The sequence below is a fragment of the Pseudomonas sp. A25(2017) genome (assembly GCF_002001065.1).
Taxonomy (GTDB): Bacteria; Pseudomonadota; Gammaproteobacteria; order Pseudomonadales; family Pseudomonadaceae; genus Aquipseudomonas; species Aquipseudomonas kilonensis.
In genome coordinates this window covers 109,626-135,478 of the sequence record NZ_MUOA01000057.1, presented here as the reverse complement: position 1 = coordinate 135,478, position 25,853 = coordinate 109,626, and the positions used below count along the sequence as shown (strand labels likewise).

Below are 25,853 nucleotides of genomic sequence, written 5' to 3'. Positions count from 1 at the left end.
ATGAGCTTGTTCAAACGCAGCAAAACGACAGCGAAAGGTTTCGACTGGGCCGGATTCGGCTGGCTGTTTCTGTTCTTCTGGTATTTCTCGGGCATCACCCAACTGCTCATTTTGCTGAGCGACACCTCCGGTTTCACCGGCTTTCGCCAAGCATTCGTGATGAGCGCGATATGGCTGGCACCCCTGCTGCTCTTCCCCGCCCGTACACGCTTGCTTGCCGCATTGATCGGCGTGGTGCTGTGGGCCTGCTCCATGGCTAGCCTGGGCTACTTCTTCATTTATCAGCAAGAGTTTTCCCAAAGCGTCATCTTCATCATGTTCGAATCGAACGTGCCTGAAGCCGGCGAGTATCTGACACAATATTTCGCTTGGTGGATGGTGGCGGCGTTCCTGGCCCATACCGCCGTCGGCTATTGGCTCTGGACCCGCCTGCGCCCGGTGTACCTGCCCCGAGGTCAGGCCATGGTGGTGGCAGCCGTCATCGTGCTTGCCGTGGTCGGCTACCCGTTGATCAAGCAGACCCTGCGCACCGGCAGCTTCGCCTACGGCCTGGAGGAGTTCGAAGATCGCATCGAGCCGGCGGTGCCGTGGCAGATGCTGGTGGCCTATCGTCACTACGGTGAACAGTTGGAGAACATGCAAGGCATGCTCCACAGCGCCAGCAAGATTGCGCCACTGCGCAACCTCAAGGATGCCATGGCCGACCAGCCGGCCACCCTGGTGCTGGTGATCGGTGAGTCCACCAACCGCCAGCGCATGAGCCTCTACGGTTACCCGCGGGAAACCACACCGGAGCTGGACAAGCTCAAGGACCAGTTGTCGGTGTTCGACAACGTCATCACCCCGCGCCCCTACACCATCGAAGCGCTGCAGCAGGTGCTGACGTTCGCCGACGAACAGAACCCGGACCTGTACCTGAGCACACCGTCGTTGGTGAGCATGATGAAACAGGCCGGCTACAAGACGTTCTGGATCACCAACCAACAGACCATGACCAAGCGCAACACCATGCTCACGACCTTTTCCCAGCAGGCCGACGAACAGGTGTACCTGAACAACAACCGCAACCAGAATGCCGCGCAGTATGATGGCGACGTGATCGAGCCGTTCAACAAGGCCCTGGCCGACAGCGCCCCGCGCAAGCTGATCGTGGTGCACCTGCTCGGGACCCACATGAGCTACAAGTATCGGTACCCGCCGACCTTCAACAAGTTCACCGACCGCAAGGACGTACCGGCGAGCCTGCGTGATGATCAGGTCCCGACCTACAACAGCTACGATAACGCGGTGCTTTACAACGATTTCGTCGTGTCCAGCCTGATCAAGGACTACGCCAAGACCGACCCCAACGGTTTCCTGTTGTACCTGTCGGACCATGGTGAAGACGTGTTCGACTCGCAGGGCCACGGCACGCTGGGCCGCAACGAAGGCAAGCCGACCGCACCGATGTACACCATTCCCTTCATGGCCTGGGCGTCACCCAAATGGCGCGAAAACCATGACTGGAACTTTGCCGGCGACCTGTCACGGCCCTACAGCAGCTCGCACCTGATTCACACCTGGGCGGACATGGCTGGCTTGAGCTTTGATGAGCTGGACCACAGCAAGAGCCTGGTCAGCGATGACTTCAAGGCCCGGCCGCTGCTCATCGGCAACCCGTATCAAGCCCCACGCAAGGCCCTGATCGACTTCAGCCTGATGCAGCCCAAGTCGACATTGACTAAAGTCGTGCAGAAATAACCGAAGTCGTCCAGATGCACGCTTTTACAGGGGCTTGATCCAGAACTGCATAGGCCCGTGGGCCGGGTCGAACATGCCGGCGGCAAAGCCGAACTTGGCGTAGCTGCCCTGGGCCACGGCATTGCCCTCGAGCACCTCCAGGGTGATCTTGCAGCAACCGCGCTGGCGGGCGATGTCCTCGACCTTCTGCAACATCTTCTGGCTCAACCCGAGACCGCGAAAGGCCGGCATGACCGCCACGTCATGGATGTTCACCAGGGGCCGGCAGGCAAAGGTTGAAAAACCTTCGAAGCAATTGACCAACCCCGCCGGTTCGCCGTTGACGAAGGCCAGCACGCTGAAAGCATGGGGGCGCTTGGCCAGTTCCCCGGGCAGGTGCAACAGCACCTCGGCCGGCAATGAATGCCCCCCTCCCATCGGGTCCTGCGCATAGCCATTGAGCACATGACAGATTGCTTCGGCGTGGACCGGGTTGCTGTAGCTGGCTTGCAGAACAAGAATGTCCTTGGCTTCTTCCATGACCTTCCATCTCACTTCGGTAGTACCGGCGACTCGACGCCGTCGGCGGGATACAGGTCAGACCTGCTGACCAAAACGTTGCATTTGCATTTCCTGGAGGCGACTGAGCGTACGGCGAAACGGGAATTGCAGATAGCCCTCGGTGTACAACTCATCCATCGGCACCTGGGCCGAAAGGCACAGCGGCACCTTGCGGTCATAACATTCGTCGACCAGGGCGATGAAGCGCCGTACGCCATCGTCATGGATCGACAACTGCGGCAGTTCGCGATCACCCGCCGCGACCCGTTCGACGCCGTCCTCGGTGCCACGGGCAATGCGCCCTTCGCGCTGTTCGGCGCTCAGGCACGGTACATCACTGAGCAGGATGACGCTGAAGCGGTCGCACAGCGCCATGAAATCCAACGCCGAGAACGGCTGTTCGCACAGGTCGGAGTAACGGCTCCAGAGCACGCTGTCGCTGGCCTGGACCGGTTCAAGCAGGCGATGACCGACCTCGATCGGCGCACTGTTCGACGTTTGCCCGGCGGTCAACTGGATGAAAACATTGGCCAGCGGATCAGGTTGCCCGGGATCGCGCAGCCAATAACGCTGCTGTAACTGGCCTGGGTGCTGGCGATGGTCTTGCCAGCCGTTCACCGGCACGACCTGCATATATCGATTGATCGCGGTGATAGTCGGCAGGAAACGCTCACGGTTGTGGCCGTTGGCATAGAGTTCTTCCGGCGGCAGGTTGGAGGTGCTGACCATCACCATGCCCAGTTCGAACATCACTTGGAACAGGCGCCCGAGGATGATCGCGTCGCCAATGTCGTTGACGAACAGTTCGTCGAAACACAGCACCCGTACTTCAGCGCTCAGCTCCCGGGCCAGGGCTTGCAAAGGATCCGGCGTGCCGGTGAGCTGGAACGAACGCTGATGCACCCACGCCATGAAATGATGGAAGTGTTGACGACGGGCCGGCACCTTGAGGCTTTCGTAAAAACGGTCCATCAGCCAGGTCTTGCCACGCCCCACCGGTCCCCAGAGGTAAACGCCCCGGATCGACTTGCGCCCTTCGTGCAACGCCGTGTGGCATTGCTCCAACGCCATGATGGCCAATTCCTGGGCCTCGTCCTGGACGAAGCCGTGGTGTTCGATGGCATGCTGCCAGGCGCTCAGGGGGGAATCGAAGGTCATACGGCCCGGGTCCGGAAAACGAAGGTGGGGAGTATGCCCTGTGGGAGCAAGGCTTGCCCGCGATAGTTGCGCCGCGGTCCAACAGCCAAACCGCGTTATCGTTCATCGCGGGCAAGCCTTGCTCCCACAGGCCTTGATCCCACAAGGCCTTGCTCCCACAGGCCTTGCTCCCACAGGGCATGCTTCCACAAGACCTGGGTGCAGAATGCTAAATCGAGATATCCAACCGACTGATCTTGCCCTGCTCATCGAGCCGGAAGGTATAACGCAACTCCAGCGGGCTGCCGGGGAATGTCCCGGAGATCAGGTTTTGCACCAGCACCTTGCCAGTGCGTTGCTGCACATTGAGGACTTCCACACGTGGCTGGAAGCGTCGGGCAGTGTCTTCCATCCATTGGGCGATGGCCTGGGCGCCAACACGGTGCTGGCCTTCATCGAACACGTTGGCATCCTCGGCGAAGAAACGCATCGCCGCCGAACTGTCACGGGCATTGGCGGCCGCAATGTAGCCGGCGATGGCCGGGGCCAGGGAAGAGACGGGATTGGACATGATACGGCTCCTTGTTTTATCGATCTGGCACCATGCTAGACCAGCGCTGTGTCAGTTTTTGTCAGGAGTGAAACGCCCGGTTTCGTCCAGTTTCATCAGCGCAAACCAGTCGCGCAGCAAGTCGCTGCGTCGGCCCGGATAACGCTCGCCCTGCTCGGTGGCAGAGGCAATCCGGTCGGTGCGAAAAGTTCGATAGGCGCTGCGCAATTCGCACCAGGCCACCACCACCCGCGCCTCATTGAAAAAGCCCAGGGCCAGCGGCCAGATCAAGCGCTGGCTCGGGGTCTTGTTCACGTCGGCGTAGTCGATGTGCAGCTTGGCCTGGGCGCGAATGGCTTGGCGGTAGACATTCAGTTCCACGGTGTTCTGCGGATAACCATAACCCGGCGGGCCAGGCAACACCGTGGGGTTGCGCAACGCGTCTCGCACATCGGGCGCCAGCACCGCTGCGACCTTCGCCAGCGCGTCGGCCGCCGCCTTGCCCAGCACCTCGTCGGCGCGCTGATCCACGTAGCGCAAGCCCAGCACAATGGCCTCGATTTCATCGGCGGTGAACATCAGTGGCGGCAGGAACAGGCCACTGCGCAATACATAACCAATGCCCGCCTCGCCCTGGATCGGTGCACCGAGGGCTGTGAGTTCGGCAATGTCGCGGTACAAGGTGCGCTCGGAGACGTTCAGTTCGCCCGCCAACGTCGCAGCGGTGACCGGGCAACGCTTGCCCCGCAGGACTTGCAGCAAAGTGAGCAGACGAGTGGTACGCGACACGATGGACAGTCCGCAAAGAAAAAGATGACGCAGATTAGCAGAGACTGGTGTCAGAAACTGTCAGGAGCCATGAACCTTGTTCGGATCCAGAGCAAGGTGGAATCTGCCCCGCAAGGCTGTGGGAGCAAAGCTTGCTCGCGAAACAGACACCTCGGCCCCTGAAAGACCGCATCGCCTTCATCGCGGGCAAGCCTTGCTCCCACAGGGTGGTTTGCCGTTGTCATGGGGCCGCTGTGGGTTATCGTACTCAATCGTTTCCGAGTTTTTCCCTTCCTCGAGAGTCTATCCATGCGCAGAATCCTCGGCCTTTCCGTTTTCCTGATGCTGCTCAACCTGAGCGCCTGCGCCCTCTTCCCGCACCGTGACCCGCTGAACATCAACGTGGTCGGCATCGAGCCATTGCCCAACCAGGGCCTGGAGGTGCGTTTCGCCGTGAAACTGCGCGTGCAGAACCCCAACGAAACCGCCATCGACTACAACGGCGTGGCGCTGGACCTGGAGGTCAACGGCCGTACGCTGGCGACGGGGGTCAGTGACCAGAGCGGTTCGATTCCGCGTTTTTCCGAAGCGATCCTGAGCGTGCCGGTGAGCATTTCGGCGTTTTCCGTGTTGCGCCAGACCCTGGGTCTGAGCCAGACCCAAAGCCTGGATAACCTGCCCTACGTGCTCAAGGGCAAGCTCGCCGGCGGCGTGTTCGGCACCCTGCGCTTCGTCGACCGCGGAACCCTGGACCTGCCGGGCTCCGCAGCCAACTGGTGATCAGGCGGTGAAGCGCACGCCGGGCTTGGCGCGCTCGTCCACCACCAACTCGAACACGTCCGGCCTGGCGTAATGCCCGACCACGTCATAGTCGTAGCGCGCCCGCACCAGCTCATCGGTGTCGATTTCAGCGGTCAGTAATCCGGCGGTGTCTTTCAGCGGCCCGGCCAGCACGTCGCCCATCGGGCCGACAATCGCACTGCCGCCAGCAATCAACGGCCGCTCGGCCGGCCAGTGTGCGACCTCGATGCCCAGGGCCTGCGGCGAGGCCTGGACCTGGCAGGCACTGACCACAAAACAACGACCTTCGTGGGCGATATGGCGCATGGTCACCTGCCACATCTCCCGCTCATCCACCGTTGGCGCACACCAGACTTCCACTCCTTTGGCGTACATCGCGGTGCGCAGCAGCGGCATCATGTTTTCCCAGCACACCGCCGCGCCGACCCGGCCGACCTGGCTGTCGATCACGGGCAAGGTCGACCCATCGCCCTTGCCCCAGATCAGCCGCTCGGTGCCGGTGGGCATCAACTTGCGGTGCCGGGCCACCAGGCCCGCATCGGGTTCGAAATACAGCGCGGTGCAGTACAGGGTGCTGCCGACACGCTCGATGACGCCCAGCACCAGGCTCGCCCCCGTACGCGCCGACAGCCCGGCCAGCGCGTCGGTTTCAACGCCGGGCACGTCAATGGCATTGGCAAAATAGCGGGCAAACGCCTCGCGCCCCTCCGGCAACCGGTAACCCAACTGAGTCCCGAACCCCTCGCCCTTGGGATAGCCACCCAACAGCGCTTCAGGCATCACCACCAGGCGCGCGCCAGCCTCGCGAATGGCCTCTTCGTAGGAAAGGATCTGCGCCAGGGTCTCGCCCTTGCCGCCGGGCAACGAGCCGACCTGCAGGGCAGCCACAATAGATTTGGGCATGGTTTTTCAACTCCTTGATCATCAGGTGTTGCTGATTCTCAAGCCGCGGCCGATCATGAATAAAGCCCAGAATGCTGCTAAATGATATGAGCCTTATGAATATCGCCGACATCGACCTCAATCTGCTCAAGACCTTCGAAGCCCTGCATGACGAATCCAGCGCCAGCCGCGCCGCCGTGCGCCTGGGCGTGACCCAGTCGGCCATCAGCGCGGCGCTGCGCAGGCTTCGCGCGGTGTATGACGATCAATTATTCGTGCGAACGGGCCGGGGCCTGGCGCCAACGTTGCGGGCCAATCAACTGAAGCCGGTGATCAGTGAAGCACTGGATAAATGTCGCCAGAGCCTGGCGATGGTCGACCCGGGCGCCAGCCATTACGAAGGCCGTTCGGTCATCGTTGGCCTGTCGGACGATTTCGAGATTGCCCATGGGCGTCGCCTGATCGACGAAGTGGCCCGACGCGCACCTGGCCTGCGCTTGATTTTCCGCCAGACCCACAGTCAGATCGTCGGCCGGGCCCTGATGGAGCGCGACCTTGATCTGGCGATCACGGCGGGCGGTTTCGCCCAGCGGTTGCTCAGCCGCCAGGTGTTGGGCGAAGGCGATTACGCCTGCCTCCTGGACCCGGCGAGCCTGGCGCAGGGCCAACAATCCCTCAGCCTGGAGGCGTTCGTGGCCCGCGAGCATCTGCTGGTGTCTTCGGGGGGCTTCATCGGCATCACCGATGAAGGGCTGGCCGGGCTTGGCCGGACTCGACGAGTCTGTGCCTCGACCACCCACTTTGCCGCGTTGCCGTTCCTGCTCAAGGGCAGCCAGGCCGTGGCGACGATTCCAGCCCATGCCGCCCGGGCCATCGCCGACCTCAGCGGCCTGGCCTTGCTGCCCTGCCCTCTGGCCTTGCCCCGCTACCCCATCGAACTGGGCTGGCGTACCCACACGCAAATGGATCCGGCAATGCTCAAGGTGCGCGAGGCCATTACCGCGACGTTTGCCTGAGGTTTACTTGTTGGCGGCCATCAGTCGATTGACTTCACTGCGCACCATGTTGGCGTATTCCGGCGGCGACATGCCGTCCAGTTCGGCACGCACCCACTCGGCCCACTTGCCCTTGCGCTTGGAGCGCTCGCCGAACAGGCGGGCGGCATCGCCCTTGGCCTTGCCCAGGTTGTTTTGCCACAGTTCAAAGAGTCGGGATTTTTCGTCTTCCAGCGCAGCGCGCTCGGCCAGGGGCTTGTCAGCCAGATTGAAGCTCATGGGAATTACCTGTTGCGTAAATAGGCGCCATCTTACACCTTGCAGGGAAACGTCTTAACCACGATTTGTGATGGGCTGCGCTGCCAAGGCCAAACGTTGCAACTTTTGCTCAAGTGCAGCACTCCATTGATCAATGCCATCATCAACAAGGAGCACTTCAATGGCCCGTAAAAGCACCGTGCAAGCGAATGGAGAGCAAATCAAGGATCAAGCCTTCAGCGAACTGAAGGCGTTGATCGAGGAATCGGAGAAACTGCTCAAAAGCAGTGCCTCGCTGGTGGGTGAAGAAGCTGACGACCTGCGCGGCCAGATCTCCCAGAAACTGCAACAAGCGCTTGATTCGGTCGCCAGCGCACGGGAGCGTACCCGTCCGATGGTCGATGCCACTGAGGTCTATATTGGCGGCCACCCTTGGCAGACCGTGGCGATTTCCGCCGGTTTCGGGCTGGTGGTGGGCTTGCTGCTGGGGCGGCGTTAAACATCACGACTGTGGGAGCGGGCTTGCTCGCGAAGGCGGTGTGTCAGTCGACATTATCCTTGACTGATAGACCGTCTTCGCGAGCAAGCCCGCTCCCACATGGCTTTGTGCTTAGCCCAACGTCCCCGCCCGCAGGATCGACGCATCCTCCCCGCGATACAGCGCCTCGACCTTCCCCGCCCGCCACTGCAACACCGCCCGTTGGTTGATCGAGCCCTTGTCGGTGATTTCACCGCGGTCGATGGAAGCTGGCTCATCGAGCAAGGCGATCCACTCCACGCGACTGGCGTTGCCGCTGGCTTCGCGATTCAGGCGTTGCAGCCAGTCGGCGAACCATTGACGTACCGACGGGCTGGCGAGGACCTGGGCGTCACTGGCGTCCGCGCCCAGGCCTGACAGGCGCCGGCATTCAGCAAGCCGTGGGAACACCAGCGCCCCCAGGCACTCGCGATCCGGTGCGGTGATCACCAGATCCAGCACGTAAGGCGTGCCCTCCAGCACCGCCCGGTTGCGCAACGGCCCGACGCTGACGAAGACACCGGAAGACAATTTGAAATCCTCGGCGATCCGCCCATCGAACATCAGCCCCAGTTGCGGATGGCTGGCATCGGCCAGCTTGATCGCATCCCCCGAACAGTAGAAACCGTCCTCGTCGAATACCTCGGCCGTTTGCTGCGGCGAGCGCCAGTAGCCGGGCATGATGTGCGGCCCGCGAAAACGCCCTTCGAACTTGCCGTCCACCGGCACCAGGCGCACCTCGCAGCCAGGCGCTGGAAGGCCGATGTAGCCGGCCATGGACAACGGCCCGGTGGTGAAGGTGCAGGACGGCGCCGCCTCGGTCATGCCCAGGCCCGCCATCATGCGGATACGTTCGCCGCAATGCTGTTCGGCGACCTTGTCGAGTCGGTCCCAGGTGCTTTGGGACAAGCCCGCCGCCGCAAAGAAGAACAGGCTGATGCGCTTGAAGAAACGCTCGCGCAACTCACCGTCCCGCTCCAGGGCACTGACCAGTTCCTCCCAGCCTTTGGGCACGGTCAGGTAGGCGGTCGGTGAAATTTCCTTGAGGTTGCGCAGGGTTTCGGCGAAGCCCTGGGCGGTGGGTTTGCCGTCGTCCAGGTAGAACGTGCCGCCGTTGTACAGCACGATGCCGACGTTGTGGCTGCCTCCGAACGTGTGGTTCCACGGCAACCAGTCCACCAGCACCGGCGGCACCTCGCCGAACACCGGAAAGGTCTGCAGCAGCATCTGCTGATTGGCACAAAGCATACGCTGGGTGGTGATCACCGCCTTGGGCAGCTTGGTGGAGCCTGAGGTAAACAGGAACTTGGCGATGCTGTCCGGGCCCGTGGCAGCGAACGCCTGCTCGGCCTCGACGCCGCCGGGTTGGGCCAGCAGGCTGGTGAAGCTTGTCCTCGGCCGGCCTGCCATCTCGCCACGCACCGTGATCAAGGGCACGTCCGCCGGCAATACGGCAGTGATTGCCCGCTCGAACGGCGCGGCTTCACTGACAAACACCAGCCCCGGCTGCAACAGATCGCAGACGTGGCGTAGCTTGGCGAAATCCTGGGACAGCAATGAATAGGCCGGCGAAACCGGGCAATAGGGAATACCGGCGTACATCGCGCCGAGGGCCATTTGCAGATGCTCGATGTCGTTGCCCGAGAGCAGCGCCAAGGGTTTCTCCGCCGACAAACCGTAACCTAGCAGGCTTTGGGCGATGGCCCGGACACTGTCGAGCATTTGCGCATAACTGACTCGACGCCAGTCACCGCCGGTTTCACGGGCCGCGATAAACGTCTGCTCTGGGCGCACCTTGGCCCAGTGCACCAGGCGCTCGAGCAATCGCGCCGGCAGCGGGGCCAGGGGCTCCAGGGAGCGCATGTGCAAGATGCCACGCTCTTCCCGGACTTCGACGGCAGGATGACCAATCGACACCTGGCGATACCGCCCGGCCTCGGGTCGGGAGGACGATCTGGACTCGGAACTCACGTACATTTCCTCCACCAAGGCACACTCGGGTCGCAATGCGAGCGGAGCGTGGCAGCACCAGGCTGCGGCCTTGTCATTGTTATTCTGGCCTGCATCGGGGCGATGGCCTTCAAGGCTCGATCGCCCGCGATGCGACGGGTTTCAGATCGGGTAATGCCGGGGACCGTTCTGCAAGGTCACCCAACGCAGCTGGGTGAAATGCTCGATGGACGCCTTGCCGCCAAAGCTGCCGTAACCGCTGGACTTGACCCCGCCGAAGGGCATTTGCGCCTCATCATGCACGGTCGGCCCGTTGATGTGGCAAATGCCCGACTCGACCCGTTGGGCCAAGGCTAGAGCACGACTCGTGTCGCGACTGAAGATGGCGGCCGACAGGCCGAACTCGGAATCGTTGGCCAGGCGCAGCAGCTCTTCATCGCCGTCACCGCGCAGCAACACGGCTACCGGCCCGAAGGACTCTTCGCGGTACAGGCGCATCTGCGCAGTGACGCCGTCGAGCAAAGTCGGCTGCAGGATGCTGCCTTCCAACTGCCCACCCGTGACCAGCGTTGCACCTTTGGCCAGGGCATCGTCGATCAGCCCCTTGATGCGTTGGCCGGCACTGACGTCGACCAACGAGCCCAACACCGAATCAGCGGCCGTCGGATCGCCGGCGCGCAGGGTGGCGATCTTGGCGGTCAAGCGGGCGATGAACTCATCCGCCACGCTGGCATCGACGATCAGTCGCTCGGTGGACATGCAGATCTGGCCCTGGTTGAAGTAAGCGCCGAAGGCCGCCGCTTGCACCGCCGCGTCCAGGTCGGCGTCGTCCAGCACCAGCAGCGGAGCCTTGCCACCCAGTTCCAGCAAGGCCGGCTTGAGGTGGCGCGCCGACAGTTCGCCGACGATGCGCCCGACATGGGTCGAACCGGTGAAATTGACCCGACGCACCGCCGGGTTGGCAATCAATCGCTCGACAATGGCCGGCGCATCCGCGGGGGCGTTACAGATCACGTTGACCACACCGTCACCCAACCCTGCGTCCTGCAACACCTGGCCGATCAGCCGGTGCACCGCCGGGCTTATTTCAGAAGCCTTGAGCACTACGGTGTTACCGCAAGCCAGGGGCATGGCGATGGCGCGGGTGGCGAGAATCACCGGAGCGTTCCAGGGGGCGATGCCCAGCACCACGCCGCAAGGCTGACGCAGGGCCATGGCGAAACTGCCAGGCACGTCCGAAGGAATGATTTCGCCATTGATCTGGGTCGTCATGGAAGCGGCTTCGCGCAGCATGTTCGCCGCCAAGTGCACGTTGAAACCGTACCAATTGGCCATGGCACCGGTCTCGCCGGCAGCAGCGACGAACTCACTGCTGCGGGCCTGTAACTGCTCGGCCGCACGCAACAGCCGCGTCCGGCGTTCGTTGGGCGCCAATGCGGCCCAGGCGGGAAACGCCGCTTGGGCAGCAGCTACTGCGGCGTCGGCATCTTCCAGGGTGGCGGCGGCCACGCGAGACACCACCTCACCGGTCACCGGGTTGCAGCGTTCGAAGGTCCGGCCGTCACGGGCCGGGCACGACTGGCCGCCAATCAACAGGGGCACGTCCAGCATGGTGATTCCTCTTTATTGTCTTTATCGGGAATACATCGCAGCGGTGTAACAGTAGCGCCAGGGCGACGCAGCGAACAGCGGGATGCGGCCCGCCATTCGCCGGTCGATTCAGCGCTTGTAGGTTTGCAAGCCCGGCTTGATGCTCTTGTCGTCCAGGAACTGCTTCATGCCCTGCTCGCGGCCACCTTCGGTGTCGAGCAGGCGCGACTGGTCGAGCTTGGCGTACAGGTAATCCTCGTTCTGCTCCCAGGTCAGTTCGCGGCAGCGCTTGAAACCATGCTTGGCGGCCCGCAGCACCACCGGGTTCTTTTCCAGCAGGTTGCGCGCCAGCTCCACAGTCACTTCACGCAGTTGTGCCAGGGGTACGCTTTCGTTGACCAGGCCCATCTCGGCGGCTTTCTGCCCGCCGAAGGTCTTGCCGGTCATGATGTAGTACAGCGATTGGCGATGGCCCACGGTATCGGCCATGGCCTTGCTGACCAGGTTACCCGGCGGGATGCCCCAGTTGATTTCCGAGAGCCCGAAGGTGGCTTCGTCGGCGCAGATCGCCAGGTCACACGCCACCAGCGGGCTGAAACCGCCACCAAAGCACCAGCCGTTGACCATGGCGATGGTTGGCTTGGCGTACATGCGCAGCAGCTTCCATTGCCATTGCGACGCTTCACGGCGGATTTTTTCCTGGAGGATTTCCGGCCCGGCATCCACTTCGCGGAAATATTCCTTGAGGTCCATGCCAGCGGTCCAGGCATCACCGGCCCCGGTCAGTACCAATACGCCAGCGGCCGGATCCTGCTCCAGTGTCTCGAGCACGTCGATCATCTCGCGGTTGAGGGTCGGGCTCATGGCGTTGCGTTTTTCCGGGCGATTGAGGATGACCCAGGCGATGCCCTCCTCGATTTCGACCTTGACCGTTTTCCAGCGACCTTCGTAATTGCTCATGATGCGTGCTCTCTTGTTCTTGGCTGAAGATGATCAAAAACTAAACCGGAAAATTAGTTATGTCAATTAACTATTAATCGATTTATCTGTATTTTTCCGGGCCTGGATCGAAGGTTACAAATCTCGAATATGCGCGAGCCCATAGCCAGGGCGCCGCAACCCCGGCAAACTGGATAGCCTTGTTAACCACTCCCCTTGAGGAAGCTCACTTCGATGGCCAAGTCTTCCAAGCTTGCCGAACCCGCCGAGCCCCTGGCCGCCGGTACCGACGCGCAAGCGCCGCTGGACTCCGCGCTGGACGACCTGATCGGTTACGCCCTGCGCCGCGCCCAGTTGAAACTGTTCCAGAACCTGATTGGCCGGCTCGCCGTCCACGATCTGCGCCCTGCCCAGTTCTCGGCCCTGACAATCATCGACCAGAATCCCGGCCTGATGCAGGCCGACCTGGCCAAGGCCCTGACAATCGAGCCACCGCAAGTGGTGCCGCTGCTGAACAAGTTGGAAAGCCGCGCCCTGGCCGTGCGCGTTCGGTGCAAGCCGGATAAACGCTCCTACGGGATTTTCCTGAGCAAGACTGGCGAAACGTTGCTCAAGGAGCTCAAGCAAATCGCCGCGCAGAGCGACCTCGACTCCACGGCGACCCTTTCAGGGGCTGAGCGTGAGGAGTTGCTGCGGTTGTTGAAGAAGGTTTACCAATAAAGGACACCGCTCCCCTGTGGCGAGGGAGCTTGCTCCCGCTATGTGGGAGCAAAGCTTGCTCGCGACGAAGGCACCTCGATTTCTGAAAAACCGCAGTGCGTTCATCGCGGGCAAGCCTTGCTCCCACAAGAGCTAGCCAGGCACCTCGAAACTCACCAGATCGGCACACTGTACGTCACCAGGAACCGGGTCTGGTTCTCGTCGCGAAATGCCGCCGTACCCGGGAAGTTGTTGCGATAGATCGATTTGCGTGCCAGCAGCCCGACGTTTTTCAGCGGGCCACCCTGGATCACGTACCCCAGCTCCATCTGGAACTCGCGCTCCTTGCGATCCTCGGCATTGAGGGCCGCCAGTTCGATGTGATCGCCACGCACATAACGCAGCCGACTCCGCAGGCCCGGCACGCCCACGGCCGCAAAGTCGTAGTCATGGATCGCCTGCCAGGTGCGCTCCTTGGCATTGAGGAAGTCCGAGCTCATGGTCATTTCGCTCAAGCCCATCAGCTCGGTGCCGGACACATAAGGCGTGGCCGTATCGCCACTGGCATGCATGTAGCCCAGGCTCACGCGATGCCCGCCCAGGCGATAACCGACCAGCGCCGAGACATTGCGGTTATCCACCTTTCCAGCCTTGGCCGCACCGTCTTCGTCGCTGAAAAAACTGCGCAGGTCGGTGGTCAGGACGCCTTCGCCCAAGGGCAGGTTGTGCAACAACGCCAGGGTGTTCTGTTGATACAAATCCGCCACTTCGGCGTGGTAAGCCCGCAGGCTGAGGTCTTTGTTGACCTGGTAGTCACCGCCCACGTACGCCATGTGGGAAGAAGTCGCCGCACCGTTGAAACGACGGTTGGGCGAGGCGATGCTCATCGCTTGGTAGTCGGTGGAATCGCGCCGGGCGATGCGATCGATATAACCGGTGTTCAACGTCAAACCGTCGATGTCCTTGGAACTGAGGGTCGTCCCGCGAAAGGTCTGCGGCAGCAGCCGCGACGGGCTGGCAAAGGCAAACGGCAGGAAGATCGACACATCGCCGGTCTTCACTGTGGTTTGCGCAAAACGCAGCTTGCCGGTCACGCCCAGGCGCGAATACTCATCCGCCGCGCGCTTGTCGCTGCTCGACACTGGCAACAGTTCGGTGCCGCTTCGGTCCGGCGACGAGTCGAGCTTGATGCCCAGCAATCCCCTGACGTCGAGGCCGAACCCAACCGTGCCTGGGGTAAACCCCGACTCGACGTTCATGAACACACCTTGAGCCCACTCCCTGGCCGCGGTCTTGGCGCCGTCGTCCTTGTAGTCGCGGTCCATGTAGTAATTGCGCAGGGTCAGGGTACCGTGGCTGTCGTCGATGAAGCCCTCCGCCCGCAAGGTGGGAGCCCCCAGGCTCAGCCCGAGACAGGCCAGCAGATGAACGAGCGATGAAACAGGGCGCGCCGTCAGGGCGGCCCGGGCAAGGTTTGGCATGTTCGATATCCACTTATTGTTGTTGTTTTGTTCGGCCCAGCCTTGGTGATGGGGGCCGAGGGAACCAAGAATGGAAACCGCACGGGTGCTTCGTCAATCAACAATGACCGATAATCGAACATTAATATCATTAACTAATTTATCAATTAGCCTGAAGATTCTCGCCAAACCGCTGATTTTCTTAATGATCTGGTCCGTTATTGAATTCCCTTTGGCCGCCTTCATTTTTTAGTTAGCTTTGTTAATCTTAAATGCACCCGCCGGTTTTCCTCCGAGCCGGTGTTCCCTCACAAAAACAATAAGAGGATTTGCCATGAACCAGCCGGCGCGTCGTGCGACGCTGACCATCGCCTTGTGTTTCATCGTTGCATTGATCGAGGGTTTCGACCTGCAATCAGCCGGTACCGCAGCCGCTGGGCTGCGACAGACGTTTGCCCTCGACCCTAAAATGATGGGTTGGGTATTCAGCGCCGGGATCATCGGGCTGTTGCCAGGTGCGTTCTTCGGTGGCTGGATCGCGGATCGCATCGGTCGCAAGAAAATCCTCGTCGCCGCGGTCTTGCTGTTCGGCGTGTTTTCCCTCAGCACCGCTTATGTCGAACACTTCTCCAGCCTCTTGCTGGTGCGCTTCATGACCGGCCTGGGCCTGGGCGCCGCCCTGCCCAACCTCATCGCCCTGTGCGCCGAAGCCGTGGGCGAGCAGCGCCGGGGCACGGCCATCAGCGTGATGTATGCGGGCGTGCCGTTGGGTGGTGCGTTGGCGGCAGTGGTCGCCATGTTGTTTGGCGAACACTGGCAGATGACGTTTTTCATCGGTGGGTTGGCGCCCTTGCTGGTGGTCCCGCTGATGCTCTTGTGGCTCCCCGAGTCCAGCGCCTTTCGCCAGGCGCAGGATGGTGGTTCATCGCGCGATTCCACCGCCCAGGCGCTGTTCGGTGAAGGTCGCGGCCGTACCACCATGGCGCTGTGGCTGAGTTATTTCTTCACCTTGACGGTGATGTACATGTTGCTCAACTGGCTACCGTCGTTGCTGCTGGAACAAGGCTTCAGCAAACCCCAGGCTGGCCTGGTGCAGATGCTGTTCAACATCGGCGGAGCGCTTGGCTCGTTGCTCGGCGGCCTGCTGTTGGACCGTTGCAACGGCATCAAGGTGGTGCTGTTCGTCTATGCCGGCCTGCTGAGCGCCCTGGCCGGGGTCGGGTTGTCCGTCGGCATCGTGCCGATGGCCATTGCCGGGTTCGCCGCCGGGTTGTTCGTCATGGCCGCGCAATTGGTCCTCTATGCCCTGGCACCGCCCTCCTACCCTACGGCCATCCGTGCGACGGGGGTTGGTGCAGCAGTGGCCATCGGACGCCTGGGGTCGGTGGCCGGGCCTCTGGCCGCCGGGCAGATCCTGGCGGCCGGGGGCGGGACCACGGCCGTATTGCTGGCGACGTCTCCTGGGTTGGTGGTTGCGACGCTGGCTATTCTTAGTGTGATTCGTCATTCGGCAGCGCCGCGGTTGAGTACGACGAAACCGGTAGGGGGGCATTCCTGAGCAGGCCGTCCACAAAGTCGATAGGCGCTCATCCCAGAAGATCAAAACACTGGCATCATGCCTTTTTCCTTGCACTCATGGAGTGACTGTGACGAATCTGTGTACCGCCTCTGAGTTGGCATCCGCCTCCACTTTATCGCCCTACCGCTTTTTTCCCCGACTCGGGATGTTTGCGCTTGCCACCCTGGTCGTCTTCCTGGCAGCAGTGCCCGAGTTACTTTTCGTACCCGCAGACATGCAGGCCTACCTGGCGTTCACGACAACCTCCGGTATCACCGCGCTCGTTCTCCTCGCCCTCTTCGCCTTGCAATACCGTGCCGATGCGCGCACCCAATGGCGTGGTCATTCCATACGCAACCCCCTGCGGTGGGGGGCGCTTGGCATCATTGGGGCCTACCTGCTTTTCGGGGTCGCCATATTCGTGCTGGGGTTGCCGCGAGAAGTGTTCATGGCCGAGCTCCTGGAGGGGCTCAACCGTTGGCAGGCCACGATCAAGATCGCCTCGCTGATCGTGCTGCCGCCCATCGCTGAAGAGTTGTTTTTCCGCCATTACATGCTCCGGCTGTTCCCCTACGAGAACAGCCGTGCCTGGACATGGATCGCGATCATCGTCACGTCAGCCGTGTTCGCCAGCATGCACATCCAATACGGGAATTGGATGACTGTCGCGCTGATCTTCGCCTGTGGAGGCGTATTCGCTGTTGCGAGAGTGGTCAGCGGTGGCCTGCTGGTGCCGGTGCTCCTGCATTCGCTGGCCGAAATTGTCGCACTGACCACTGACAGGTCTTTCTCGCTGATGGGGCTTTACGGTTGAATCAGGCAAAGGTGCAATACCAGACGATGATTTCGCGAACGCCAGCACCTCAAACAAGGGTAACCATGAACACTCACGCAGCGTGCCTCGGACTGCTTGCCTTGACGCTCCCCTTCCTGTGCGAGCCCGTCCAGGCCTCGACGTGGCAGATCTGCCATATGGAGCTGCGTATCGTCGAGGTCCTGAAACAACCCTACCCGCAGCTTCAGGCGCAGATCGTGAAAGCCCGGCCGAAATCCGCCTCGGTGGAGTGTCCTGCACAAGGCTCATCGCTCACCTTCACCCCGGAAACCCCGGACTACCAAGCCACGCTTCCTCGCCGACAATGGCCCCGAAAAGGGCAGTCGGTACGGGTGGACTACCGCTACCTGGATGGCGTTTGTAAAGGCGACGGTAACTCGTATGCGTGTCGTATCAAACACTACTCAGTGGTCGGTCAGTAGGTAATGACAAGGCGGGGGCATTAGCGACAATCGTCGTAATGCCTGTCGAAATGGAACATCAATACTTCAAGGAAATGCGTAGATGCTGGAAAAAATTGTGAAGTCCAAGGGGGTCGGTTTTCTGGTGGTCGACGCTGAGTTGAATCAAGACAACGCCGAGGCTTTTTTTACTATCGCTGGGGCTGGCGATGCGGGTGTGCTGGGCAAGGCACTGAAGAAATTCAAGGAAAAACACGGGGGACTTTGGGTAGGCGGGAAGATGCTGCTGACCCCGACCACGATTCACTTGAACGCCAATTGGATGAATCGAATTGCCCAAGATGGAACCCTGGATATTGAGGTCCCATTGGCATCGATCCGAAATGTCAGATTCGAAAAGAGTCTTATCACCCATATCGTCCGACTGGACACTGACGAGCAGTGCATCAAGTTTCGCTGCTTCGGGGCAAAGGAAGTCGCCGCGCTGATCGAGGAGACGATCCTGGCGCAGGCATCGGTCTCGGTGCTCTGAATGCAGCGTTCACCAACGGGGGGCTGCTACGCAGCCCAGCGAAAGCAAGCTCTCTCACCACAAGGTCTCAGGCGGCCAACAGCTCGCTGATCCACCGGACCTGCCGAGCAACCTCTTGCAGCTTATCTTCCGGCACGGCTTGCCGCGCCTTGGCGAAGCTGGTGAGGGTCTTTTGTTTCTGGCGCAGCAGGCGCTGCCACTTGGCCAGGAAGATCGGGGTGCGGGCTTGCAGCTGCAGCGGGCCGAAGTACAACTCCTCGGCGGTGTACGTCACCGGCCCGGTGCGCTCGGCGACGATGATCTCGTAGTAGAAACGGTTTTCCCGCAGCACTTCCTCGCAGAGGATGCGGTAGTCGTTCTCCATCAGCCATTGGCGCAGCGGTTGTTCACCGCCATTGGGTTGCAGGATCAGGCGCTCCTGAGCGCTCAACCGCGCTTTGCCGCTGTCCAGGATGTCGCGGATCGTCTCGCCGCCCATGCCACAGAGGCTGATCGCCGTGATCCCGTCTTCCGGCTCGATCGCCGCCAGGCCATTGGCCAGGCGCACGCTGATCTGCTGTTCCAGGCCATTCTCGCCAACGGTGCGTTCGGCGGCGCGAAACGGCGTCAGCGCCACCTCGCCAGCCACCGCCATCACGATGGCGCCACGGCGCAGCAAGGCCACCGGCAGGTAAGCGTGATCCGAGCCGATATCGGCCAGTCGCGCGCCCGCCGGCATATGCGCCGCCACGCGCTCCAGGCGCATGGACAAGGTCTGTTCGTTCAACTGCAATTCCCTGGATTAATCGTAGAACGGCTCGACCGCCGTCCGGCTGCCGACAAAAAAGCTGTCCGCGACCAACCGCAGCGGCTGCAGGTCCATGTCGCTGGTTTGCTCGGCAATCAGTTGTTGAAAATGTCGATACACCGCTGCGTACTCGCCTTCCTCGGAAACAGCCTGGCCCACGCCGTCGATGCTCAACAGTGCACCGCCGTTGTCCAGGCGCAGGACGCCTTCGGCGCAGCGAATCTCGATGTTCCAGAGCTCGTCATGACCATGGTCGAAATCAAATTCCGCACGAATATCGAGGTGGCGCGCGTCGGCCATCTTGATGCTGGCGGCAATCGGCGACTGGCAGTTGTCCGGCACGCGCAACTCGGCGGACTCCACGAACAGCGGCAACGCCAGCAGATGGGTCACTATCGACAACGCATTGATACCCGGATCGAACACACCCAAGCCGCCGGGTTGCCAGATCCATGCCTGGCCGGGGTGCCACTTGCGCACGTCTTCCTTCCAGTCGATCTGCACGCTCTGCAAGGTGCGACTCGCCAGCCAGTCACGGGCGGCTTCGATGCCCGGGGCGTAACGCGAATGCCAGGCGAACAGGCCACTGACGCCTTGCTCGCGGACCTGCTCCACCAACGCCATCGCCTCCCCCAGGGTCGCGCACGGCGGTTTTTCCACCAGCACGTGTTTGCCTGCCGCCAGCGCCTGTTGCACCAGGGCGAAGCGACCTTGTGGCGGTGTGCAAAACGCAATGGCATCGACCTGCGGACCGCTTTCGAGCAACTCGCCCAGGGACCGGAAGTTCTCCACCCCGGCGCAAGGCTGCCCTTGCGTGGCGACAGCCACCAGTTGGAACGCAGGGTTGGCGTGGATGGCAGGAACGTGTTGATCCTGGGCAATCTTGCCGTAGCCCACCAGCCCGAGACGAATCGGTTGCATCGATGACTCCTGATTTTTGTACTTGTGATCGGCCAGCAAACTAGACGCAAATCGCCCGGCGGACAATGGGGGCCGTGCAGTCTCTATACGATTGTCCTGCGCAATTGGGCAACAGCCGTGCAGCAAAGACCTCAGCTGTGCCGCGGCTCACTGGCTGCCGTCACGACGTTGGTCACCCGTCCGAAGAAAGGTTCGAGTCGCTCCCGCGGCGCATCGTGCTCGACCACCAGGGTGGCGACCTCTTCGCAGGAGGCCACCTGATAGTGGGCAACGCTGGAGAGTTTCTCATTGGTCACCGCCGCAATCACCTGCCCGCTTGCCGCGACCACCGCGCGCTTGAACTCCGCGTCATCCAGGCCGAACGCCGTGACGCCATTGTCCGGATCGATGGCGCAGGCGCCGAGGACACACACGTCGAAACTGAATTGGCGCAATTGCTGGACAGCCGTCAGCCCGATCACACCCCCCGCGTTTGGACTCAAGCGGCCACCCAGCAGAATGACCTCAGCGCGGGGCAGCTTCATCAACTGAACCGCAATCAACGGCGAATTGGTGGTGAGGGTCAACTGAAGTTGCGGATCGATGGCGCAGGCCACGGCCAGGTTGGTTGACCCGGCGTCGATGAAGACGTGCTGGCCCGCGCGCAGCAGTGCCGCGGCCGCTTGGCCGAGACTGCCCTTGCGCGCCGGGTCTTTGCGTACGCGTACGTCCAACGACCCTTCGACAGCGGGCAAGAGTATCGCGCCGCCATAAACGCGCTTGCACACCCCCGCCGCTGCCAATGCGCCCAAATCACGCCGTATCGAGTGCTCGGACACATTGAATTCGCTGGCCAAGTCGGCCGCGATCACCCGGCCATACCGGGCAAGACGCTGGCTGATCAATTGCTGGCGTTCGCCGGGGAACGCTTCGTGAGGAGAAGTCATGATGCTACAACCTGCATAAACGAGCACTAATGATCACAAACGAGCAAATAGTGCCGGTTATGCAGCGAGGCGTCAAACCCGCTTGTTCAAGCGGGCTGCCAAACGTCAGAGGTCAAGCGGCCCCAGGGACATTCGTGCCCATACCCAAGGGCAGGAAAGGTTGAATCTCATCGATTTCCTCGGCACTGAGGCGCAGCTGTGCGCCGGCAATCAGTCCATCGACCTGCCCGGGACGGCGGGCACCGACGATGGCACCGGTCACCACTGGCTTGCGCAGCACCCAGGCAATGGCCACTGCCGCCGCGCTCACCCCATGTCGTTCACCGATACCGGCCAAGACCTCGACCAGCGCCAGGTTCGCGCTCAAGCGAGGCTCCTGGAAGTCCGCGCTTCGGGCCTTGCGCCAATCGTCATCGGGCAATTGGGCGATGCGCTCGCGCGTCATGCTCCCGGAAAGCAGTCCCGATTGAAGGGTGGAATAAGCCAGGACCCCCATTCCCACCTCCTCGCAAAATGGCAGGACGTCCTTCTCGATGTCTCGCATCAGGGCGGAATAAGGCGGTTGGAGAGAGACGATCTCGGTCACTGCCTGGGCCCGCTGGAGTTGCGCGACGTCGAAATTGGAGACGCCGATAGCGCGAATTTTTCCCTGTTCGCGGGCGGTGGCCAACGCCGAAAGCGCACTCTCGATTCCTTCGCTGCTGCCGTCGGCAGGAAAGGCCGGCCAGTGGATCTGATAAAGATCGATGGTTTCGACTTGCAGCCGGCGCAAGCTTGCCTCGACCTCGGCGAGCAGCGATTGAGGCGCCAGCGAGTGCGAGATCGCTTTGGTGACCGGGTCCCAGACCAGACTGCCCTTGGTGAACACCAGCGGGCGCCGCGAAGCCGGCACCCGACGTAACAGTTGCCCGACCAGTTGCTCGGCATGGCCCAAGCCATAAACCGCCGCCGTATCGATCCAGTTCACACCGCGTTCGACGGCATATTCAAGGGCGCCCAGGCTGTCCTCGTCATCCTGCGCGCCCCAACTGTATTCCCAGCCGGTGCCAGCAATGGCCCAGGTTCCCAGGCCTATGGGTGAAATCAGGAAGTCCGATGATCCAAGACGATTCTTTTGCATAGCGAGTTCTCCACAGATGATGTGGGCAGTATCCGCGAGCAATCTCATGACGATAAGATGGGTAATCTTATTTGAACTACTGAACATCATTCATGAGTCAACACCCCGATCTGTCCGAACTGGATGCCTTTGCCGCCGTCGCTCGCCATCGCAGCTTTCGCAAGGCCGCCGACGAGCGCGGCGTTTCGGCCTCGGCACTGAGCCACGCCATGCGTGCACTGGAAGCGCGCCTGGGTGTCAGGCTGCTCAACCGCACCACGCGCAGCGTGACCCCGACCGAGGCCGGCCACCAGCTATTGGCAACGCTGGCCCCGACCCTGCAGCAGGTTGCCGATGCACTGGCGCAACTGACCTCGATGCAGGAAGTGCCCGCCGGCAAGCTTCGCCTCAACGTGGCGCGTCCGGCGGCGCGTGCGGTATTTGCGAAAGTGCTCGCGCCATTCGTGGCCAGGTATCCACGTATTCAACTGGACCTGGTCACCGATGATGGCTTGACCGACATCGTGAACGGCGGGTTTGACGCTGGCGTGCGTTTTGGCGAAAGCCTGGCCGGCGACATGATCGCCGTCCCTGTCGGCCCTCCTCAATCGTTCGTGACCGTCGCTTCACAGGCTTATCTGGCCGCAAAGGGGATGGTCCAGGCCCCACGGGACTTGCTCGACCATGCCTGTATCGCCCGACGTTTTCCCAGCGGCAAACTCTATGCCTGGGAGTATCAGGCAGAAGGGCAACCGATCCGTTTGTCCGTCACTGGCCCGCTCATTCTTGAAGACGATGCGCTGATGATCCAGGCCGCAAAAGATGGCGCAGGGATTGCCTACGTCTACGAGGAGCTGGTGCGCGATGACATCCGCAATGGGCAGCTCACGGAACTGCTTGCACAATGGAAAGCACCGCCAAGCCGATTTTTTCTCTACTACCCCAGCCGACGCCATGTGCCACCGGCCCTGAAAGCGCTCATCGCGTTCATCCGGGCGGATGATGGGCCAACCTGAAACCGGCAGGCAAAAAAAGCCCCGCGACCGAGGACGGTGCGGGGCAAGGGAATTGGTTGGTTGCGGCCAACCAAAGGAGCACAGTGAAAAACGTTTACGGGCCGGTCAGATGCATTCCTGTGCGGCGCGTTCAAAACTCGAAGGCAAGAGGTTGGAGGCCAGCAAATGTCGCTCGTAGATGAACACCTTGCCGCCGCTGCCAGCCTTGTAGGCTTCCAGCACGTTATCTGCCGAGACTTTGCTCGGCACCACGATGCGGTAGCTGCGCTGGGTCTGCGAGACCATCGGGTTCAAGGCATTGCCCTGCAATTTCGGTACGACGCATTCAGCGTATTGAGCCGGCGTCTTGCTGGTCTGCAAGGTCAAGGTCGGGTCGTTCGGCGCCGAGGCACAACCGGCCAGCAACAACGGGGAAAACGCCAGGGGAAGCAAAAATAAACGGCGCATGGGTCGGGTCCTGAAAATAAAAAAATGGGCTGCGTGTTCGATGGCGCTGATTTTCCAATGATTGCCGCCAAAGCAGAACTTGCATTTGGTAATGGTCACTATTACTCCTAGCAATAGTTGCAAGCCGAGAAAGATTGATGAGGTATAGCCATGAGAACGTTTGATCTGATTCGCGACGCGGTATTGCCCGACTTCCGTGAGCGGGTGGCGGACTACCTGATCCAGTACGAAAGCGTGCTGTTGAGCAGCACCGAACCCGACCCGGAGCTCAGGCGCGCCACGGCCAATCAACTGCGCGGTTATTTACGCGGGTTGAACACCACTCGGGTATTGGGCATGGCGGATTGGGAGGAACTGGATCGGCGGGTGGTGGATACGTGGCTTTAGCGCCCGGCTGGATTCATTGTGGCGAGGGGATTTAGCGAAACGTCGCACCGCCCCGCTGGGCTGCGCAGCAGCCCTAATACAGTGAGCTCGATCTTCCTAGCACACTGAGTTGCCTGGTTTGGGGCTGCTACGCAGCCCTACGGGGATAAATCCCCTCACCACAATTGCGCCCTGTTCAGCAACCGTTGCACCCACGCGGCATCCTCGTCATTGACCACCCCATAGCGGTTCGGCGGTAAAAAATTCCAGTGATGAGCGGCCTCGTCCAGGCGCTTGAGTTCATCGGCAGACAGCCAGTACGGCGTCTCCACCAACGGCATCGGCGCACCGTCGAAACGTCGGCCCAACTGCAGGTTCGTGCCGGGGGCGAAAGCAATCGCCAGATGCTGGAGGGGTTGCAGCCGCTTGTCCGGTGCCGGTATTTGCCCTACCCGCCCGTAGCTGAAGTCGCCCGAAAACTCCTCCTTGAGCACCAGCCAGTGCCCCGCCGCGGTCTTGGCCAGGATCCATTGCGACACACCGCTGTCTTGCACGTACTTCACCTTGCCGTCGGACCATTGCATGAGGGTATTGCAATCCGGGTCATAGTCGTTGGACCACAGGCAGATGCCGGAGACCAGGGTATGGTGTTCGAGCTCGACCAGCCCTTGATCAGGCATCGATTGCCAATATCGCTTGGTCGGGTCGCGCTTATCGCGCAAGTAGTTATGCAGGACCCAGGCAGCCATGAACAGCAAGGTGGCGAGCACAAGCCAGCCAAGGGAATCCCCGACGATCTGGTCAAGGTCGACGCCTGGGGCGGATAACCCTTGATAGACCAGCAGCCCCAACAGAAACGCGATGCCCGGCAACACCGGGCCCAGGCACAACGGCGGCACCAGCACCACGATCCAGCTGAAACGATGCATGGCAGCACGCTCACGCGCCCAGGCCTGCTCCTGGGCAAGCATCGGCACCCGCTCCCGTGGGTCGATGTCAGGATCGGGAGTCTGGAAGCGTGTGAACAGGTTGTAGATGTCATCGCTCATGGATCGGATCATGCCTTTGAAATCATCATGGTCGAGCAACCCTTCGGGACGCCCTTTGACGCTGGAACACGCGTATTATCCGGGTAACCAAGCGCCATGTAGACACCCATTCATGCCCATCTCCCAAACTCGCCCCTCACCCGCGCCCTTGCTCAAGCCCGGCGAGACAGTGGTCCTGTTCGACGGCGTTTGTAAACTGTGCAATGGCTGGGCAAAGTTCCTGATCCGCCATGACCACGCCCGACGCGTGCGGTTGGCCTCCGTACAGTCGCCCGAAGGGCAAGCCCTACTTGCCTGGGCGGGCCTGCCCTTGCAGCAGTTCGACACCATGGCCGTGGTTCGCGATCAGCATTACTGGGTGCGTTCGGAGGCGATTTTTGAAGTCGTAGCCCTACTGCCCTGGGCCTGGCGCCCGGTGAAGCTGCTGCGCTACGTCCCCCGCAGGCTTCGGGACTGGGCCTATGATCGTATTGCCCTGAATCGTTATTGGCTGTTTGGCAAATACGACGTGTGCCTTTTGCCGAGCCCGGATCATGAGCGGCGTTTTTTGAAGGCTCCAACGCCTGGGAGCAATCCGGTGGAACGGATCGGTACTTAGCCCGTCAGTAGCTCGATCCACTGAGGTGGCGTCATCTTCGTCACCATGATCAGCACAATGACAAACATCCCCAAGAATCCAAAAACGCCCATCCAGAACCACTTCTGATACACGGATGAGTATCGATCATCGAGCGCCCGCCCGTCCCCAACCGCGCTCGAAGCCATCACGTATAAACGCTTCTGGAGCACCAGCACAGGAAGCCACAGCGCCCCCACGCAAAGGAAAATGATCAACGACGTCATTATCCATTCCGTGGTCAGGGGAAGTCCGGCCAGTCTCATTAACAGATAGCCCGTCGCTATCTGAATAAAGCCCGCCGGCGTGGTAATCCAAGTGTCGAACTGGACGACCGTCCTGGCCACGTGGGCAATGACCTGAGGGTTGGCGGTGCGGCTGGCCGCGATCAGGTAAAGATAGGACCCCATGCCGAAGCCGAAGAGGAAAATGGCAGCAATGATGTGGAGGTACTTCAGGCAAAGATAGAGCATC

Annotated in this window: 29 protein-coding genes; 12 read left to right on the top strand and 17 right to left on the bottom strand. The window is 61.3% G+C overall.

The window, feature by feature from the left end:
- Positions 1-1,740, top strand: a complete 1,740-nt coding sequence (locus B0E42_RS12050) for a phosphoethanolamine transferase CptA (protein ID WP_077506478.1) — start codon at positions 1-3, stop codon at positions 1,738-1,740.
- A gap of 24 nt (positions 1,741-1,764) precedes the next feature.
- Here the strand turns inward: B0E42_RS12050 and B0E42_RS12045 are convergent, their stop codons facing one another.
- The 4 genes from B0E42_RS12045 to B0E42_RS12030 form a co-directional block, all read right to left on the bottom strand.
- Positions 1,765-2,259 (bottom strand): GNAT family N-acetyltransferase, encoded by a 495-nt coding sequence (locus B0E42_RS12045; RefSeq protein WP_053180138.1) that lies wholly within the window; start codon positions 2,257-2,259, stop codon positions 1,765-1,767.
- A 57-nt stretch (positions 2,260-2,316) separates the two neighbouring features.
- The gene (zapE, locus tag B0E42_RS12040; protein WP_053180139.1) at positions 2,317-3,438 is read right to left on the bottom strand and encodes a cell division protein ZapE; all 1,122 of its coding nucleotides are present in this window, start codon (positions 3,436-3,438) and stop codon (positions 2,317-2,319) included.
- A 208-nt stretch (positions 3,439-3,646) separates the two neighbouring features.
- Positions 3,647-3,988, bottom strand: coding sequence for a nuclear transport factor 2 family protein (locus tag B0E42_RS12035; RefSeq protein WP_014338135.1), 342 nt, complete (start codon positions 3,986-3,988; stop codon positions 3,647-3,649).
- Between the two features lie 51 nt (positions 3,989-4,039).
- Positions 4,040-4,756 (bottom strand): YafY family protein, encoded by a 717-nt coding sequence (locus tag B0E42_RS12030; protein WP_018601589.1) that lies wholly within the window; start codon positions 4,754-4,756, stop codon positions 4,040-4,042.
- Between the two features lie 288 nt (positions 4,757-5,044).
- On the opposite strand from B0E42_RS12030, the gene B0E42_RS12020 reads away from it, so the two are divergent.
- Positions 5,045-5,515, top strand: a complete 471-nt coding sequence (locus B0E42_RS12020) for an LEA type 2 family protein (protein WP_077506476.1) — start codon at positions 5,045-5,047, stop codon at positions 5,513-5,515.
- Here B0E42_RS12020 and B0E42_RS12015 read toward each other — a convergent pair whose 3' ends face one another.
- Positions 5,516-6,439 (bottom strand): carbon-nitrogen hydrolase family protein, encoded by a 924-nt coding sequence (locus B0E42_RS12015; RefSeq protein ID WP_077506475.1) that lies wholly within the window; start codon positions 6,437-6,439, stop codon positions 5,516-5,518. It lies immediately after the preceding gene.
- 86 nt (positions 6,440-6,525) lie between these two features.
- Between B0E42_RS12015 and B0E42_RS12010 the strand changes: the two genes are divergently transcribed.
- Complete coding sequence (locus tag B0E42_RS12010) at positions 6,526-7,434, top strand: LysR substrate-binding domain-containing protein (RefSeq protein ID WP_077506474.1); 909 nt, start codon at positions 6,526-6,528, stop codon at positions 7,432-7,434.
- A 3-nt stretch (positions 7,435-7,437) separates the two neighbouring features.
- Here B0E42_RS12010 and B0E42_RS12005 read toward each other — a convergent pair whose 3' ends face one another.
- Positions 7,438-7,692: a hypothetical protein gene (locus B0E42_RS12005; RefSeq protein ID WP_003181187.1), complete on the bottom strand. Its 255-nt coding sequence runs from the start codon at positions 7,690-7,692 to the stop codon at positions 7,438-7,440.
- 160 nt (positions 7,693-7,852) lie between these two features.
- Here B0E42_RS12005 and B0E42_RS12000 point away from each other — a divergent pair, with 160 nt between their 5' ends.
- Positions 7,853-8,170, top strand: a complete 318-nt coding sequence (locus tag B0E42_RS12000; protein ID WP_014338130.1) for a YqjD family protein — start codon at positions 7,853-7,855, stop codon at positions 8,168-8,170.
- Positions 8,171-8,281: 111 nt separating this feature from the next.
- Here B0E42_RS12000 and B0E42_RS11995 read toward each other — a convergent pair whose 3' ends face one another.
- The 3 genes from B0E42_RS11995 to B0E42_RS11985 all read right to left on the bottom strand — a co-directional run bounded on the left by B0E42_RS11995 (position 8,282) and on the right by B0E42_RS11985 (position 12,688).
- Positions 8,282-10,159 (bottom strand): feruloyl-CoA synthase, encoded by a 1,878-nt coding sequence (locus B0E42_RS11995; protein WP_077506489.1) that lies wholly within the window; start codon positions 10,157-10,159, stop codon positions 8,282-8,284.
- 141 nt (positions 10,160-10,300) lie between these two features.
- Positions 10,301-11,749 (bottom strand): aldehyde dehydrogenase, encoded by a 1,449-nt coding sequence (locus B0E42_RS11990; RefSeq protein ID WP_077506473.1) that lies wholly within the window; start codon positions 11,747-11,749, stop codon positions 10,301-10,303.
- Between the two features lie 108 nt (positions 11,750-11,857).
- The gene (locus B0E42_RS11985; RefSeq protein ID WP_018601605.1) at positions 11,858-12,688 is read right to left on the bottom strand and encodes a p-hydroxycinnamoyl CoA hydratase/lyase; all 831 of its coding nucleotides are present in this window, start codon (positions 12,686-12,688) and stop codon (positions 11,858-11,860) included.
- Between the two features lie 213 nt (positions 12,689-12,901).
- Here B0E42_RS11985 and B0E42_RS11980 point away from each other — a divergent pair, with 213 nt between their 5' ends.
- Complete coding sequence (locus B0E42_RS11980) at positions 12,902-13,387, top strand: MarR family winged helix-turn-helix transcriptional regulator (RefSeq protein ID WP_077506472.1); 486 nt, start codon at positions 12,902-12,904, stop codon at positions 13,385-13,387.
- A 152-nt stretch (positions 13,388-13,539) separates the two neighbouring features.
- On the opposite strand, the gene B0E42_RS11970 is transcribed toward B0E42_RS11980, so the two are convergent.
- The gene (locus B0E42_RS11970; RefSeq protein ID WP_018601609.1) at positions 13,540-14,847 is read right to left on the bottom strand and encodes an OprD family porin; all 1,308 of its coding nucleotides are present in this window, start codon (positions 14,845-14,847) and stop codon (positions 13,540-13,542) included.
- A 313-nt stretch (positions 14,848-15,160) separates the two neighbouring features.
- Here B0E42_RS11970 and mhpT point away from each other — a divergent pair, with 313 nt between their 5' ends.
- The 4 genes from mhpT (at position 15,161) to B0E42_RS11950 (ending at position 18,152) form a co-directional block, all read left to right on the top strand.
- On the top strand, positions 15,161-16,384 hold the full coding sequence (mhpT, locus tag B0E42_RS11965; RefSeq protein ID WP_024617574.1) for a 3-(3-hydroxy-phenyl)propionate transporter MhpT: 1,224 nt from the start codon (positions 15,161-15,163) through the stop codon (positions 16,382-16,384).
- An 88-nt stretch (positions 16,385-16,472) separates the two neighbouring features.
- Entirely contained in the window at positions 16,473-17,198 is a 726-nt protein-coding gene (locus B0E42_RS11960; protein WP_168188511.1) for a CPBP family intramembrane glutamic endopeptidase, read from the top strand.
- A gap of 65 nt (positions 17,199-17,263) precedes the next feature.
- A complete protein-coding gene (locus tag B0E42_RS11955) occupies positions 17,264-17,641 on the top strand; it encodes a hypothetical protein (RefSeq protein ID WP_077506470.1) in 378 nt (125 codons plus the stop codon).
- Between the two features lie 82 nt (positions 17,642-17,723).
- Positions 17,724-18,152, top strand: a complete 429-nt coding sequence (locus B0E42_RS11950) for a hypothetical protein (RefSeq protein ID WP_018601618.1) — start codon at positions 17,724-17,726, stop codon at positions 18,150-18,152.
- Between the two features lie 67 nt (positions 18,153-18,219).
- Here B0E42_RS11950 and B0E42_RS11945 read toward each other — a convergent pair whose 3' ends face one another.
- The 4 genes from B0E42_RS11945 to B0E42_RS11930 form a co-directional block, all read right to left on the bottom strand.
- Positions 18,220-18,918: a tRNA (adenine(22)-N(1))-methyltransferase TrmK gene (locus B0E42_RS11945; protein WP_077506469.1), complete on the bottom strand. Its 699-nt coding sequence runs from the start codon at positions 18,916-18,918 to the stop codon at positions 18,220-18,222.
- Positions 18,919-18,933: 15 nt separating this feature from the next.
- Positions 18,934-19,860, bottom strand: a complete 927-nt coding sequence (locus tag B0E42_RS11940; RefSeq protein ID WP_077506468.1) for a Gfo/Idh/MocA family protein — start codon at positions 19,858-19,860, stop codon at positions 18,934-18,936.
- A gap of 131 nt (positions 19,861-19,991) precedes the next feature.
- A complete protein-coding gene (locus B0E42_RS11935; protein ID WP_053188822.1) occupies positions 19,992-20,786 on the bottom strand; it encodes a DeoR/GlpR family DNA-binding transcription regulator in 795 nt (264 codons plus the stop codon).
- Between the two features lie 112 nt (positions 20,787-20,898).
- Positions 20,899-21,906 carry an aldo/keto reductase gene (locus tag B0E42_RS11930; RefSeq protein ID WP_077506467.1) on the bottom strand — a complete coding sequence of 336 codons (1,008 nt, stop codon included), beginning with the start codon at positions 21,904-21,906 and terminating at the stop codon, positions 20,899-20,901.
- A 92-nt stretch (positions 21,907-21,998) separates the two neighbouring features.
- Here B0E42_RS11930 and B0E42_RS11925 point away from each other — a divergent pair, with 92 nt between their 5' ends.
- The gene (locus B0E42_RS11925; RefSeq protein ID WP_077506466.1) at positions 21,999-22,901 is read left to right on the top strand and encodes a LysR family transcriptional regulator; all 903 of its coding nucleotides are present in this window, start codon (positions 21,999-22,001) and stop codon (positions 22,899-22,901) included.
- Between the two features lie 105 nt (positions 22,902-23,006).
- Here the strand turns inward: B0E42_RS11925 and B0E42_RS11920 are convergent, their stop codons facing one another.
- Positions 23,007-23,348 (bottom strand): hypothetical protein, encoded by a 342-nt coding sequence (locus B0E42_RS11920; RefSeq protein ID WP_077506487.1) that lies wholly within the window; start codon positions 23,346-23,348, stop codon positions 23,007-23,009.
- 150 nt (positions 23,349-23,498) lie between these two features.
- On the opposite strand from B0E42_RS11920, the gene B0E42_RS11915 reads away from it, so the two are divergent.
- A complete protein-coding gene (locus B0E42_RS11915; protein ID WP_018601631.1) occupies positions 23,499-23,735 on the top strand; it encodes a hypothetical protein in 237 nt (78 codons plus the stop codon).
- A 155-nt stretch (positions 23,736-23,890) separates the two neighbouring features.
- Here the strand turns inward: B0E42_RS11915 and B0E42_RS11910 are convergent, their stop codons facing one another.
- Positions 23,891-24,763 (bottom strand): hypothetical protein, encoded by an 873-nt coding sequence (locus B0E42_RS11910; protein ID WP_256578290.1) that lies wholly within the window; start codon positions 24,761-24,763, stop codon positions 23,891-23,893.
- Between the two features lie 112 nt (positions 24,764-24,875).
- On the opposite strand from B0E42_RS11910, the gene B0E42_RS11905 reads away from it, so the two are divergent.
- On the top strand, positions 24,876-25,361 hold the full coding sequence (locus B0E42_RS11905) for a thiol-disulfide oxidoreductase DCC family protein (RefSeq protein WP_077506465.1): 486 nt from the start codon (positions 24,876-24,878) through the stop codon (positions 25,359-25,361).
- Here the strand turns inward: B0E42_RS11905 and B0E42_RS11900 are convergent.
- Positions 25,358-25,852: a DUF2269 domain-containing protein gene (locus B0E42_RS11900; protein ID WP_077506464.1), complete on the bottom strand. Its 495-nt coding sequence runs from the start codon at positions 25,850-25,852 to the stop codon at positions 25,358-25,360. The two genes, B0E42_RS11905 and B0E42_RS11900, sit on opposite strands and share 4 nt — an antisense overlap.
- Between the last annotated feature and the right edge of the window lies 1 nt (position 25,853).